Genomic DNA, 13657 nt, shown 5'->3' with positions numbered 1-13657 from the left:
CCCACTCGAATGCCGCGACGGCCCTGCCGCGCGCCGGCAGTGAGTGCATAGGGGGATGATCGGTTTCGACATTGCCTGCGCAATTATGAGAAGCGGGTCGAGGATGCAGGGTTATCTCGTAAACGATCTCTGCAAAACAATAAGTGCCAATTCAAACCGCACTGACTTCGCCCTCGCTGCCTAAGCGAGCGCACTAAGAAGTCCGCCAGACCGGGAATGCTCTCTACCCGGATCCTGACGTCATTTAGAGAGCTTGCTCCTACTCTGAGCCGCGGGGTGTAGGGGGACTTGAACGAGGGCTGGGCTCGTCGGATTAGATGACAGTGTCAAATTCCGGAGCCGAGTAGAACGATTTCACTGGATACACCCGTAGAAGGCATATGACCACAGCAGTGGACCGGGGTTCAATTCCCCGCATCTCCACCATCGGTCGCTATCGCACGCTGTTGACTCACCGAGAACGTCGGCCCACGGGTCGACCGGGAAAGGCCCGGATCCCCAGGGACCCGGGCCTTTCTCTGCTTCGATCAGTTGTCGTCGTCGTCCGTTCCGGCTGCCGCTCCGGACCCGATGATGTCGTGCTTCGGTGCGGGCATCACCGAACCGGACCCGCGCACCGACTTCCAGATGGCCCGGTTGTACAGCTGCTCGTCGATCTTGTCCTCGGTGTCCGTGTTCTGTCCTTCGACCGCTCCGGCCAGCGGTGCGTTCGCGCCGTTGATCGTGGTCATGTCGTAGCTGGGCCTGATCGCCGAATACGGGTTGTCGTCGGCGGTCGAGGTGAACGACGCGCTCATCGGCGTCGCGAACGCGTCGAACTGGGTCATCGGCTGGATGCCCGCGAGCAGTCCGATGGTGTGCACCATCGAGGCGGTGCTGTAGAACGTGGAATCCACCTTTCCGGTCTGCGTGTACGGGCTGATCGCCAGGGCGACCGTGCGGTGGGCGTCGACGTGGTCAGGTCCGTTCTGGGCGTCGTCCTCGGTGACGAAGATGGCGGTGTCACCCCAGATCCGGGAGTGCGAAACGGTGTCGACCAGCTGGCCCAGGGCGAAATCGTTGTCGGCCACGTAGGCCTTCGGGGTCGGTTTGCCCGCCCGGGTGGCTTGGGTGTGGTCGTTGGGCAGCCGGACGAACTGCACCGTCGGCACGGTGTCGGCAGCGACATTGGCGGCGAAGTCCCTGGACCATTCGTCGATCCGGGGTGACCCGCAGTCCGCCTTCAGCGGTGCGAAGGTGCCCGCGGAATCGGGGCAGGAGAGGTCGTAGCCCCGGTAGTCGTGGTCGGTCTGGGCGTCGAGCACCGGGTCCTGGGCGGTGGCCTGCCCTCCGGCCAGGCCGACGAAGAAGCCGTAGTTGCGGAAACTGACGCCGGCCTGGGCGAGGCGCTGCCAGACATACGTGTTGTCGGGTTCCTGTGCCGCGATCTCGGGGTCGGCGTTCTCGTTCGGGTACGGGGCCTTCCGGCCGGAATAGTTGGCCGGCCACATCTGCTCCGCGTACGGGTTGGAGTTCGCCGAGGCCACCCAGTTCCAGCCGTTCGCACTGACCTCGGCATCGGCGTAGAAATTGTCGATGGTGGTGAATTGCTTCGAGAGTGCGCGCACGTTCGGAGCCGACTCATCGCCGAAGAGGTTCAAGGCCGGGTCCCCGTCGCCCCGGTCGAGGGTGCCGAGCACCTGGTCGTAGGTGCGGTTCTCTTTCACGACGTAGATCACATGCTTGATCGGGCTGTCCTGGCCGGGCTTGCGGGGGATCACCTCGCCCTCCGCCTCCGCGGACCGGTTGTTGCTGGCGACCTGCCGGGTCGCCCGCTTCAGGTCCCCGGCCGCGGGAACCTCGAAACTGCTCAGCGTGCCGGTGATCATCGAGCCGCTGTACTGGTCCTCGGCCGTCTCCGCACCCGACTCGGGGTCAGGATGCCCGGAACCGGCGTTGGGTCCGGCGCCCAGCCCCTTGGCGTTCGTGGTGTGCAGCCGGCCGTCGGCGAAGGACAGGGAGGTGGGATACCACCCCACGGGAACGACCCCGTCGACGGTTTGCGTGCCGAGATCGACGACCGCCACGTCGTTGCTGCCGGAGTTGCTCACGAAGAGCTTCGATCCGTCGGCGTTGAGGGCCAGCCCGGTGGGATTCGATCCGATCGGTGAGTCCGCCGTGGGCGCCACGCTGATCGCTGACGTGGTGCCGGCGGCGAGGTCGATGACGGAGACGGTGTCGGCGTCCCCGTCGGCCACGTAGAGGTGGCCGGCATCCGGGGCCAGCACCGACTTGTTCGGGTGCAGCCCGGTCTCCAGAGTGCCCGTTGTGGCCGGTACGCCGCCGGCGAGGCTGACCACCGACACGGTTGCGGCCCCCTGGTTGGTCACATACGCGGTGAGTCCGTCCGTGGCCACCGTCACCCAGAGCGGACGGTGCCCGACCGGGGTTGTCGTGACGGCGCCGGTGCCGAGATCGATCACGGAGACCGCGTCGGCGAGCTGGTCGGCGACGACCAGGTGTGCGCCGTCGGGGGTCAGTGCCAGGCCGGCCGGGAAGAGATTGAGGGCGGTGCCGTCGGGCGCGGTGGTGGGCAGCGGAAGGGAGGCGCCCTCCGTGAGGACACCGTCGGCATACGAGTAGGTGCGGATCTTGGAGTTGGCTGCGGCGCTGGCGAAGGCCTTCGTGCCGTCACGGCTCCAGGCGAGCCCCATGTAGAGGGATTCCGGGGTGGAATACGGAATGGTCTGCGCGACAGTGCCGGCCGCCACATCCACGACCTGCAGCGATTGCGTGCCCTGCCCGTTATTGGTGACGAGCAGCGTCTTCCCGTCGGGCGAGAGAGCGGAGTTGAGGGGGAGATCGCCCAGGCTGGTCTGGCGCCCCTCCGGTGTGACCCGCTGGCCCACCGGCGTGATCGCCGTTCCGTTCGCCTGTGGCCCGGCGACAGTGGGGACGATCGCGGCCGCCGCAATCCCGCCGACGAGGCCGAGCGCGATGAGGGCGACCAGCCCGGTGGATGTCTTGATTGTCATGGTCCCCACGGTAGGAACGGGGCACGACGCCCCGAGGCCGTTCGTCGAGACTCCGGATGAACGTCAGACGACTTTCGCGAGCCGGGGCCGAAGATCTCGCAGGTCGGGAGCCAATTCCCCAGTGGTCGGCGATGGATGCACGCCGATGCGCCACAATGGGCCGTGGGAGGAACTGCATGGCTGCGAAGTGGCTGCGGAGGTGGGTGCCCGGGATCGACACGGCGCTGGGCTACCGGCGCGCGTGGCTGCTTCCGGATCTCCGCGCGGGCGCGGTCCTGACGGCCCTCCTCATCCCGGTGGGCATCGGCTACGCGGAGGTTGCGGGACTCCCACCGGCCACCGGCCTGTACGCCACGATCATCCCGCTGGCCGCCTACGCGATATTCGGGCCGTCCCGGGTGCTGGTTCTCGGCCCCGATTCGGCGCTGGCCCCGATCATCGCGGCCGCGATCCTGCCGCTCTCCCTCGGCGATGACAGGCGCGCCGTCGCCCTGGCCGGGCTTCTCGCGATCATGGTCGGGCTGGTTCTGCTCCTCGGCGGGGTCCTGCGCCTCGGGTTCGTGACCGACCTGCTCTCGAAGCCGATCCGGGTCGGCTACCTCAACGCCCTGGCCTTGCTGGTGATCGTCTCCCAGCTGCCGGCGTTCCTCGGCTTCTCGATCGAGTCGGCGTCGCCCTACGGCGATGTCGTCGCCATCGTGTCCGGCATCGTGGAAGGCCGGATCAACCCGACCGCCGTGCTGTTCGGGCTCGGTTCACTGGGCCTGATCGTGCTGTTCTCCCGGGGCCGGACCCGCATCCCCGGGGTGCTGGTCGCCGTGGTGATCGCCACCGTCCTGACCGTTCTCTTCAGTTTGCAGGATGTCGTGCGCGTGGTCGGTGCGCTGCCGAAGGGGCTCCCGGCGCCTGCGCTCGGCGGACTGGACTGGGCGGATGTCACCGCGTTGATCGCCCCGGCGCTGGGGATCGCCCTCATCGCGTTCGCCGACACCGCCGTGCTGTCGCGCACGTTCGCAGCCCGACGGGGGGAGAACGTCGACGGCAGCCAGGAGATGGCGGCGATTGGGGCGTCGAACATCGCCGCTGGGCTGCTCGGCGGCTTCCCCATCTCGGCGTCGTCGTCGCGCACGCCCGTGGCGGAGAATGCGGGGTCACGCACCCAGTTGACCGGTGTGGTCGGGGCCGTGCTGATCCTTGCGTTCATGCTGCTCGCGCCCGGCCTGACCGGGTACCTCCCGGCGGCGACCATCGCGGCCGTGGTCATGGTCGCTGCGGCCGGGCTGATCGACGTCAGGGGCCTGGTCGCGCTCGTCCGGATGAACAAGGTCGATGCGGCTCTCTCGCTCGCCGCGTTCCTGGCGGTGCTGGTGGTCGGGGTGATCGAGGGAATCGCGGTGGCGATCGTGCTCTCGCTGGGTGCCTTCGTCAGCCATGCCTGGCGGCCGTACCGGGCCGAGCTGGGCAGGATCCGGGGCCTGCGCGGCTACCACGACCTGTCCAGGCACCCCGACGGTGAGCGACTGCCGGGCATCGTGATCGTGCGGTTCGACGCGCCCCTCTTCTTCGCCAACGGCGGGATCTTCGACGATTACGTGCGGGCGACGGTGACCGCGGCCGGCGGCGGGGTGCACACCGTCATTCTCGCGGCCGAGCCGATCACCGACATCGACACGACCGCCGTCGACGAGCTGATCGAACTCGACGACTTCCTCAGCTCCCGTGGGATCACCCTCATCTTCGCCGAGATGAAGGGCCCGGTGAAGGACCATCTGCGCGACTACGGGCTGAACGGACGGTTCCCGCCTGAGCGGTTCGCCGACACCGTGGGAGCGGCCGTTGACGAGGCCACCGGCACACTGCGCGGCGACCTCGACGGCACTCGCTGGGACGAAGACGCCTGACGCGGGCCGACCGCTGTCGGCACCACGAGGGGAGAACGAACCGCTACCGGGGGAGCACCCGGTAGCGGGTCAACATGCCCGCGGTGATGTGGTCGTTCACGTGGCAGTGGAACAGCCAGGTACCGGCGTCATCCGGAACCATGTCGGCCACCATCATGCTGGCCGGCAAGAGGTTTACGACGTCGGTGCGCATCCCGAGGGCGGTGACCGTGTTGCCGTGCCAGTGCGGCGTGTGCAGGTCGACCTCGGTGCCCATCCCCATCAGGTACCAGCGCACCCGTTCGCCCTTCCTCATGGTCACCGTGTCGAGCGGCTGGTTGCCGTAGACGTAGCCGTTGATCGAGTGCATCAGGTTGCTCTCGCCGAATTCCGGATCCTGCGGATTGACGGATGCCGGGTCCCCGGCGAAATCGGCGATGTTGCGGGCCAGGTACGGGCTCTGGTTCTCATCGCTGACCTTGAACTGGAGGAAGAACTCCCGGTCGACGTCGCGCGGGGTCCCGTCAGGGCGGGCGGCACCCGCCTTGGTGATGACCATCGGTCCGACGAGTCCCGCATAGTCATCCGCGACCTCATTCGTGTGCGAGTGGTACATCCACATCACCGAGCTGCCGTCCATCGGGCCGGGCCCGGCCCGCTCCGGCACCCCATAGGTGTAGGTGTGAGTGCCGCCCGGCGGCACGGCATCGTCCGCCTTGTCTGTGGGCGCAGTGCCGTCGTCGTATGGCGCTCCCTCGCTGCTCTTCTTGTAGAACACGCCGTGGGTGTGCACGCTCGCCGGTCGGTCCAGGTTGTTGCGGAAGACGACCTTGATCGTGTCCCCGACGACCCCGCGGATGACCGGGCCGAGCATCCCCAGGTGTTGGTCCGCGTCGCTGCGCGGCTTGAGCGTGCCGAATGAGGCATCCGTGTATTCCCGGTACAGCGACTTCAGATAGCTGCTGCCGATGCGCTGCGGACCGGGCTCCACGAAGACCGCCGCGTCGGCGTCGAACGGCTGGCCGGTGATCTGGTTGACCCCGGCGGGCGCATAGTTCCAGACGACCTCGTCGGCGCCAAGGAAGTAGGTGCGGGTCTGTGGCAGATAGGAGCTGCCCGCCTGCACGCTCACTGCACCGCCGCCGAGCAGACCCGACAGGAACAGCACCGGGGCGAGCGCCACCACGGCTCCGAGGGCGGCGATGCCGAGGTGCCGCCGCCTTCGGGGTGCGGGGTGGCTTGAGGACGGCTCCACCTTGCGGGCGACGGTCTCGGACACGATGCACCTCATTCGGTCAGATCGGCCGACCGGTGACACCCGATGGCCTACTCGGCAGGCTAGGTCCGGGTCCATGGGAAAAGGTTATGGTGGTCAATTTCCGTCGAATTCGACCGGCCGGGCGGCGTCAGTTGGCGACGGTGAGCCAGCCTGGTATCGCCGACCGCGCCGAGGCCGCGATCCGAAAGAAGCCCGCCGGTACTCCGGCGGGCTTCGGTCATGGAGCGACGGGTCAGACGCTCGCGAGCCAGAGGTCGGGGCCGAAGATCTCGTAGTGGATGCGTTCGGCCGGAACGCCGGACTCCAGCGCCTGCGCCCGGAGGCTGCGCATGAACGGCAGCGGGCCGCACAGGTAGACCGACGCGTTCTCGGGGATCGCCACGTTCTTCAGGGACATGAAGCCGTCGTGGGTGCCGTCGGCCGGGGTGTCGAGACTCGGGGTTTCCAACCACAGTTCCAGCTCGGCCGTCTCGAGAAGCGCGACGTCTTCACGCATCTGTTCCCGCAGCGCCCAGCTCTCCAGGGAACTCTCCGCGTGCAGGACCAGCACCTCGCGCGTGGACGCGCTCTCCACCAGCGACCGCAGAATGGAGGCGCTCGGGGTGCAGCCGATGCCGGCCGAGGCCAGGACGAGCGGGGTGTCGCCCTCGGCCAGGGTGATGTCGCCGCACGGGTTCGACAGGATCAGCGTGTCGCCGACCTGCACGTCGCGGTGCAGTGCGGGAGAGACCTCGCCGTCGGCGTCCAGCTTGGTGGTGAAGACCCGGGTGGTCGCGGTCCCCGCGGAGAGGGAATACTGGCGCACCTGGCGGATGCCGTCCGGCATCCGCACGGTGACGCTTACGTACTGGCCCGGCAGGCTCGGCGTGACCGGGGTGTCGTCGGCCGGCTCGAGGGTGAACGTGATCGCGTCGGTGCCGGCCGCCGCCTTGCCGGTCACGACCCAGGGCGCGAGCGGCTTGTCGCTGGCCGCGCCGGCGTAAAGCCCCTTCTCCATCTTGATCAGGGCGTGCGCCATCAGCCAATAGACCTCGGTCCAGGCAGCGGCGATCTCGGCGGTGATCACGTCGCTGAGTTCCTCGGCGATGGCCTCGAAGAGGTATCGGTAGACGACGTCGTACTGCTCGGGGCGGATGTCGAGGGAGACGTGCTTGTGGGCGATCCGGGAGAGCATCGCCTCCGGGGTGGTGTCCGGGTTCTTGACCAGGTAGGTGGCGAAGACGGCGATGCTGCCGGCCAGGGCCTGCTGCTGGGTTCCACTCTTCTGGTTCGAGCGGCTGAAGAGGCCGTCGAAGAGTTCGGGGTGGGCGGTGAGCATGCGGCCATAGAAGTTCTCGGCGATACCGGGCATGCGTTCACCGACGATCGGCAGCGTCGCGTTGATCAGGGGAAGGGACTGGGGTGACAGCATGCCGGCTCCTTGAGAGGGGTGAGGGGGTGCCTCTCAAACTAGCATCTGAAATGCCAATTTGCTTCTTCGGCGCTCGAACGGATGCGCAACCCGCCCGCTTCTACGGTGCGTTGCCGATCATCGCGCCCAAGGTCAGGGCGACGGGTCCGGACCCTCGACGAGGCACGAGGCCGGAGATCGTCGTGTCGTCCAGTTCGGCGTAGAACGCCTCCCGTGCCCGGCGCAGGGCGGCGCGGAGGCCGCAGCCGCCGCTGAGCGGGCAGTCCCCGTGGGGGGTCTCGCAGTCGGCCACGTCGGCACGGGTGTCCAGTCGGCGCATGAGAGCGCCGACCGTGGTCTCCAGACCGGCCGAGCTGATGCGCACGCCGCCGAACCGGCCGCGGACCACCTCGACGACCTGCAGCTCCCGCAGCCGGATGATCGCCTTGCTGACATGGTTGTACGGGGTGTCGACGCCGTCGGCGATCACGCGTGAGGTGAGCAGCACGCCGTCCGGCGCGGCGGCCAGCAGCATGGCCACCCGCAGGCACACGTCAGTGAACGCATTGATCCTCATGGTTCCAGAGTACGGTCCCCTCGGGAGTCCCGGTCACTCAGCGGCCGGCGCCCGCCAGAGTGCCGGCCACCGCGCCGGCCGGGTCGTAGATCACGCAGGTCACGGCGCGGCCGCCGGCCCAGGTCGCATCCGTCGGCGTGAGGTAGGCGAAGTCGAGGGCCGAACCGCGGTAAGCGATTCCCGCGAAGGCATCGAACCGGGTGGCGCAGCCTGACTCGGCGGCTGCCGTGACCGCGTCGTCGCCCGGGTAGTCCTCGCCCGGGACGGGAAGGATCGCGTAGACCTCGTAGGCGTGCGCGGCGGCGCACGGGACGATCGGAAATCCGGCGGGGGAGGCGGCGTCGAGGTCGTCCAGGCAATCGGCGACCGCCAGGCGCGGTGCGATGCGCGTGGCGACCGGTCGGGTGGTGGCGGTCGCACTCGGGGGCGCCGCCGGTAGCAGATCGGCGACCGCGCTGCAGCCGGTCAGGGTGAGGGCGGCCCCGATCAGCGCGCAGATCGGGGCCGCCGCCGGGCGATGCCTGCTGGCCGGCACTAGGGGACGAGGGGGGCTGGTTCAGCGAGGCCGAGGGTGCTCAGAGTCGCCTCGTGCAGCAGGCCGTTCGTGGCCAGGGCGCTCCCGTGCCAGGGGCCGTCCCGGCCGTCGACGGAGGTGAACCGGCCGCCGGCCTCCTGCACGATGGGGACGAGGGCCGCCATGTCGTACGGTTTGAGGTCGAATTCGCCCGCGATGTCGAGGAGCCCCTCCGCCAGCAGCATGTAGGACCACATGTCGCCGTAGGCGCGCGTGCGCCAGACCTGCCGGGAGAGCCGGACGAGCGCATCAAGCTGCCCGGCCTGGTCCCACTGCTGGATGCTGTTGTAGCTGAGCGAGGCGTGGTCCAGGGTTGTCACTCCGGAGACGTGCAGCCTGGCGGGGGCGGCGCCGGGAGTGCGCTCGTCGGTCATCCAGGCGCCGCCGCCCGTGCGCGCCCACCACCGCTTGCCGAGCGCCGGCGCGCTGACCATTCCGACGACGGGAACCCCGTCCACGGCCAGGGAGATGAGGGTGCCCCAGATCGGGATTCCGCGGAGGAAGCCGGCAGTGCCGTCGATGGGATCGATGATCCATTGCCGTTCGGTTGTGCCTTCGGCGCCGTATTCCTCGCCGAGAATGCCGTCGGCCGGACGGTGCTCGGCCAGTGCGGCACGGATGGCGCGTTCCACGGCCTGGTCGGCATCCGTCACGGGGGTGCGGTCCGGCTTCTCGGTGACGACGAGATCCAGGGCGGTGAACCGCTCCCGGGAGATGGCATCGGCCACGTCGGCGAGGTGGGTCGCGAGGGCAAGGTCGTCGTCCAGGGAAGGCGTTCGGGGCTCGGTCACACGTCCAAGAATAGTAATTGCGGGAGCGGCTCGCGGGTCTGCGTCTCGATTCGCATCGGAGCCCTCCGGGATGTTAGTCTCTAGAGTCGGTTCGGGTCAGCCCGGGCCGGAAACACGCACCTCTAGCTCAATTGGCAGAGCAACTGACTCTTAATCAGTGGGTTCCCGGTTCAAGTCCGGGGGGGTGCACCAGTCACTGGGCCTGAGCCTCGTAGTTACCTCACAACTACGAGGCTTCAATGTTTTCACCCATACCCTCAGCGACACTCAAGTCGTCAGAAACTCGTCAAAAACCACCGCAGACACGCCCTCCGCGGGCGTCATCATCCGGTTGTTTCGGGGTGTTTCCCGCCCACTTCCGGGTGGTGCCGGGAGTCCGTTCCTACCTACGAGGTATGAACGAGCCTCGCCCCTTCGCAGAGCCGCCGAGCCGCCTTGAGCGATTGCTCACGGTGCAGCAGCTTTCGGACTATCTCGGCGTGCCGGTCAAGACGCTCTACGAGTGGCGCACGCAGAAGGTCGGTCCTCGCGCGGTCAAGGTGGGGCGTGCGCTGCGCTACCCCGAGAGTCACGTGATCGACTGGCTGGAGGAGCAGTCGTGAGCCGCCCTGTTCAGCCGCTGGGCACCTACGGGTCAATCTCGGTCAGGAAGCTCGGGGCGAAGTATGCGGCCACCACGCGTTACCGCGACATGGACGGCGACTACCTCCGCATCCAGGCCACGGCAACCAGCGAGACAAAGGCCACGAACGCGCTCAAGGCGAAGATCGCCGAGCAAGCGGACACAGCGGGTGATAGCGATCTGGATCGCAACACCAGCCTGCGCGACCTCGCGAGCTACTGGCTGGAGGAGGTCCGCGTTACTGGGCGGCAGGCTCCGCAGACGCTCGATGCCTACGAGCGCAGTCTGGAGGTGGTCGTGCTCCCGGCGCTCGGTCAGTTGCGGCTACGGGAGCTGACCGTCGGCCGCGTCGATCGGTTCCTGAAGGCGCTGGCCCCCGAACATCCGTCGCGCGCCCGTCGGGCCAAGATCGTGCTCGCGCTGGTCTTCGATCTCGCCGTGCGACACGACGCGGTAGGCAAGAACCCGGTGCGCGACACCGCGCCCGTTCCGCGCGGGCGCAAGGAGATTCGCAGCCTCGATCACGCCGAACTGGCGCGGCTGCGTGACGCCGTGGCGAAGTGGCGCACGGGCGAGAAGGTGCACGGTCCCAAGCCCGATGGTCAGCTCGCCGACGTCATCGAGACGATCCTTGGAACGTCTGCGCGCATCGGCGAAGCGCTGGCGATCCGCAAGTGCGACGTCGACATGACCGTCTCGCCACCGGAGGTCACGATCAGCGGAACGCTCGTGCAGCGCAGGGGGCACAGTCTGTACCGGCAGCCTCAGGTCAAGCACTCGAAGGACTGGCGAATCATCGCCGTGCCGAGCTACACGGCCCAAGCCATTCGCTCACGGCTCGCGATGCTGGGCAACGTGCCTGACGATCACCCGATCTTTAGCACCCGCAACGGCACGTTCATCTCCCCGAACAATCTGCGCCGCCAGCTTCGCGCCGTGCTCGCGTCGGCGGGGCTGCCGGAGGACCTCGACCTGAGTGACATCACCCCGCACACATTCCGCAAGACCGTAGCCACGACAATCGACCAGGCAGCCTCCATAGACCTCGCCGCAGAACTGCTCGGCCACGCCTCGAAGGAGGTCACCGAGACCTACTACGTTCAGCCTACGAAGCGCGTCAACCCGGTCACCGCCGAGATTCTCGAACGACTCGCGCCGGATGGTGGCGAGTTGACGCTCAGCGCCGTCGAGCTTGATGAGGGTGTCGACGATGTCGCTTAGTCGAAATTCACTGCACACTTACCCTGGACCGAGTGTGCAAGCTGAAGTAGGATGGGGTCATGTCACTGGCACACTTGACGATCAATCCCGAAGACGTACGCGCGAGTACGCGGGATACTGGCTCGCGCCCGGTTTGGCTGGAGCAGGTTGCCGCCTACGTACAGCGGGCCGCCGCCGAGGGCGCAACGGTGACGCTGACGTCGAAGCAGCGGATGCTGACGCCCGAGCAGGTGGCCGAAGCGATGGGGGTCTCCCGGTCGACGATCTCACGGAAGATCAAAGCTGGCGAGATCCACGCGGTGAAGGTCGGCAATCGCAACCGCGTCCCGTACGAGGAGTTCGAGCGGTTCTGGGACAAGACGATGGGCGACATGGTGGAGCTGGTGCGCGATGACATCGAGGCGGACCTTTTTGGTGACGCTCGGTAGCGCCATCCTCGTCTTCCTCGACGCCAACGTCCTCGCCAAACCGGTCACCCGCACTCTCTTCATGGTCGGAGGCATGCCGAGCGGCTTCCATGCGCTCTGGAGCGAAACTGCGGAGCAGGAAGCCGCTCGGCACCTACGTCCGCGCGCCGTCACACCCGCTGATGTTCGCCGCCGGTTCGAAATCCCACTCGGGCCGACCGGTGACATCGTGGGCCGGTTTGCATCGACCAAAGGCAACGACAGGCAGATCCTCGCCGACGCGGAGGCGGCTCGAGCGACATTCCTCGTCACCGAAGACGTGGACGATTTCGCTGAAGTCGACCTCATCAGCCTCGGCATATCGGCGGTGAACCCCGACTTGTTCCTCGCCGAGCGGCTGACCCGCGAGGCTTATGCACTCGTGATCGACCTGTTCGTCGAACGCCAAGTCGCGCCGCCGACCACCGCGGCCCAATTCCATAGCGCGGTAGCACGCCAGCACCCGCGGTTGTTCGCCGCGCACGCCGATCTCCACAATGTCGGGCCTTCACCGAGCATCCACCGAGAGCCCTCGGTGATCTTCCGGGGCACACGGTGCCTGAGCTGCGAAACGATCGTGGCCCAGCTCGGCGAGCTGATTGACGGGCTCTGCGCGGACTGCCGCCGTGCTCGCGACCGCCCGTAGCTCAGCGTCGCACCGTCGCGTGCAGCGGCCAGGGTCTCGTCGGAGGTTGCCTCGTCGAGACCCCAGGGGTCGAACTTGAGCTGCCCCGGCGAAGGCTTCCGAAGGTGCCGCTGCGCCATGCGTCACCGTGCCAAGCGCGACGGCCTAATGATCCACAGCGAGCTGCGCGTAGAACGCGTCCTCTGCTGCGCGACGCCGAGCGATGTCGTCACGGACGAACTGCACGAAGTCCTCGTCCCGGTTGGTGATCGCCGATTCCTCGATAGTCGGGGCGGGGTCTTCGCCGGGCCACGCGGCCTGCCTTGTTGGCCGGTCGCTGTCGAGGCGGGTGCCGCAGGCGGCAACCCAGTCGTGCAGCCGTTGCTTGGCGTCAGCGAAGTCACGGTGCCAGCCGGTCGGGGCCGAACCGTGCTGCTTCGGGTCGTACGCGCTCAGCCAGTGTTGGCGCAACGCCGACAGCTCCCAGATGAGTTCGGGATGCCGGTGCCACAGCGGTGGGATGATGCCGACGTTGAGTCCGTAGGTGTGCCGCAGCCAGGTGATCCAGGCGTTGAGCTCCAGCCATTCGACCTGCGCCTCCTCGGCGGTGAGCAGGTTCCAGTTGATTGGTCGAGGGGGCTCCGGGGTGTGCGCATCGTCTTCGCCGGGTGCGGCCATCAGCTCGGGCTCGGGTTCATCGGCCGGCGGCGGCTCGAAGTCGAAGCCGGGGATGGCGAGCGTGTTGTCGTCGATTGGCATGGTCGGGCCTCACAGCGTGATCGGGCGGCTCGGCTTCGCCGCCGCCGCGGCGTCCGGGGCGGTTTGCTCGATCCCCGCACCCTGACCGCGGCTGCGGTCCACGGCGTAGATCGACCGGGCCGCATCATGTCCGAGACGCTTGGCGACGAACTCCTCACCGGTGATGGTTTGTCCATCGCGCTCGTAGCTGTACGGGTGCACGTAGCCCTCGGCGACGAAATTGTCACCCTTGGCGAGCTGCGCGAATGCCCGCTCCGCACTCCGGCGGTACATCACGAGGTCGTGAAACGTTGTCTCCTGCTGCGTGAAGCTGCCGTCGGGATTGCGCTCGAAATGCTCTTGGCCGATACGCGCATGCAGACGTGCTTCGCCGTTGGCATTGAACGAGAGTTGCGGATCAGTGGCGATGAATCCCGAGAGGGATTGTTGGGTGTGGATCGCCATCAGAGATGCTCCTTAGTCTGGTCAGGTGACCCAAA

At 67.5% G+C, this 13657-nt stretch carries 13 protein-coding genes, 1 tRNA gene and 1 other RNA gene; 7 read left to right on the top strand and 8 right to left on the bottom strand.

Annotated features, from left to right (window positions below; translation table 11 throughout):
* Positions 1 to 51: 51 nt before the first annotated feature.
* Positions 52 to 426: a transfer-messenger RNA gene (ssrA, locus tag IWX89_RS06235) on the top strand.
* Between the two features lie 101 nt (positions 427 to 527).
* Here ssrA and IWX89_RS06230 read toward each other — a convergent pair.
* Entirely contained in the window at positions 528 to 3014 is a 2487-nt protein-coding gene (locus IWX89_RS06230) for a bifunctional YncE family protein/alkaline phosphatase family protein (protein ID WP_196902705.1), read from the bottom strand.
* A 176-nt stretch (positions 3015 to 3190) separates the two neighbouring features.
* Here IWX89_RS06230 and IWX89_RS06225 point away from each other — a divergent pair, with 176 nt between their 5' ends.
* Positions 3191 to 4915, top strand: coding sequence for a SulP family inorganic anion transporter (locus tag IWX89_RS06225; RefSeq protein ID WP_196902704.1), 1725 nt, complete (start codon positions 3191 to 3193; stop codon positions 4913 to 4915).
* 43 nt (positions 4916 to 4958) lie between these two features.
* Here the strand turns inward: IWX89_RS06225 and IWX89_RS06220 are convergent, their stop codons facing one another.
* The 5 genes from IWX89_RS06220 to IWX89_RS06200 form a co-directional block, all read right to left on the bottom strand.
* Positions 4959 to 6173, bottom strand: a complete 1215-nt coding sequence (locus IWX89_RS06220; RefSeq protein WP_196902703.1) for a multicopper oxidase domain-containing protein — start codon at positions 6171 to 6173, stop codon at positions 4959 to 4961.
* A 232-nt stretch (positions 6174 to 6405) separates the two neighbouring features.
* Positions 6406 to 7584: a globin domain-containing protein gene (locus IWX89_RS06215; protein WP_196902702.1), complete on the bottom strand. Its 1179-nt coding sequence runs from the start codon at positions 7582 to 7584 to the stop codon at positions 6406 to 6408.
* 100 nt (positions 7585 to 7684) lie between these two features.
* Positions 7685 to 8140: an Rrf2 family transcriptional regulator gene (locus IWX89_RS06210; RefSeq protein WP_196902701.1), complete on the bottom strand. Its 456-nt coding sequence runs from the start codon at positions 8138 to 8140 to the stop codon at positions 7685 to 7687.
* A 37-nt stretch (positions 8141 to 8177) separates the two neighbouring features.
* Entirely contained in the window at positions 8178 to 8675 is a 498-nt protein-coding gene (locus IWX89_RS18980; protein ID WP_196902700.1) for a septum formation family protein, read from the bottom strand.
* Positions 8675 to 9505 carry an inositol monophosphatase family protein gene (locus IWX89_RS06200; protein ID WP_196902699.1) on the bottom strand — a complete coding sequence of 277 codons (831 nt, stop codon included), beginning with the start codon at positions 9503 to 9505 and terminating at the stop codon, positions 8675 to 8677. Before IWX89_RS06200 ends, IWX89_RS18980 begins: the two co-directional genes overlap by 1 nt.
* Before the next feature lie 116 nt (positions 9506 to 9621).
* Between IWX89_RS06200 and IWX89_RS06195 the strand changes: the two genes are divergently transcribed.
* The 5 genes from IWX89_RS06195 to IWX89_RS06175 all read left to right on the top strand — a co-directional run bounded on the left by IWX89_RS06195 (position 9622) and on the right by IWX89_RS06175 (position 12440).
* A tRNA-Lys gene (locus IWX89_RS06195) sits at positions 9622 to 9697 on the top strand.
* Between the two features lie 203 nt (positions 9698 to 9900).
* Positions 9901 to 10107 (top strand): helix-turn-helix domain-containing protein, encoded by a 207-nt coding sequence (locus IWX89_RS06190; RefSeq protein WP_196902698.1) that lies wholly within the window; start codon positions 9901 to 9903, stop codon positions 10105 to 10107.
* Positions 10104 to 11348 (top strand): tyrosine-type recombinase/integrase, encoded by a 1245-nt coding sequence (locus IWX89_RS06185; protein WP_165067444.1) that lies wholly within the window; start codon positions 10104 to 10106, stop codon positions 11346 to 11348. The genes IWX89_RS06190 and IWX89_RS06185 overlap by 4 nt, the downstream gene beginning before the upstream one ends.
* 59 nt (positions 11349 to 11407) lie before the next feature.
* Entirely contained in the window at positions 11408 to 11776 is a 369-nt protein-coding gene (locus IWX89_RS06180) for an excisionase family DNA-binding protein (protein ID WP_196902697.1), read from the top strand.
* Positions 11739 to 12440, top strand: a complete 702-nt coding sequence (locus IWX89_RS06175; protein WP_196902696.1) for a hypothetical protein — start codon at positions 11739 to 11741, stop codon at positions 12438 to 12440. Before IWX89_RS06180 ends, IWX89_RS06175 begins: the two co-directional genes overlap by 38 nt.
* A 144-nt stretch (positions 12441 to 12584) precedes the next feature.
* On the opposite strand, the gene IWX89_RS06170 is transcribed toward IWX89_RS06175, so the two are convergent.
* Positions 12585 to 13097, bottom strand: coding sequence for a hypothetical protein (locus IWX89_RS06170; protein WP_196902909.1), 513 nt, complete (start codon positions 13095 to 13097; stop codon positions 12585 to 12587).
* A gap of 90 nt (positions 13098 to 13187) precedes the next feature.
* Positions 13188 to 13622: a single-stranded DNA-binding protein gene (locus tag IWX89_RS06165; protein WP_196902695.1), complete on the bottom strand. Its 435-nt coding sequence runs from the start codon at positions 13620 to 13622 to the stop codon at positions 13188 to 13190.
* Between the last annotated feature and the right edge of the window lie 35 nt (positions 13623 to 13657).

The sequence above is a fragment of the Cryobacterium sp. MP_M3 genome (assembly GCF_015752155.1).
Lineage (GTDB): Bacteria > Actinomycetota > Actinomycetes > Actinomycetales > Microbacteriaceae > Cryobacterium.
Note: the sequence above shows the minus strand (reverse complement) of the source record. Positions and strands in the feature narration are given on the sequence as shown.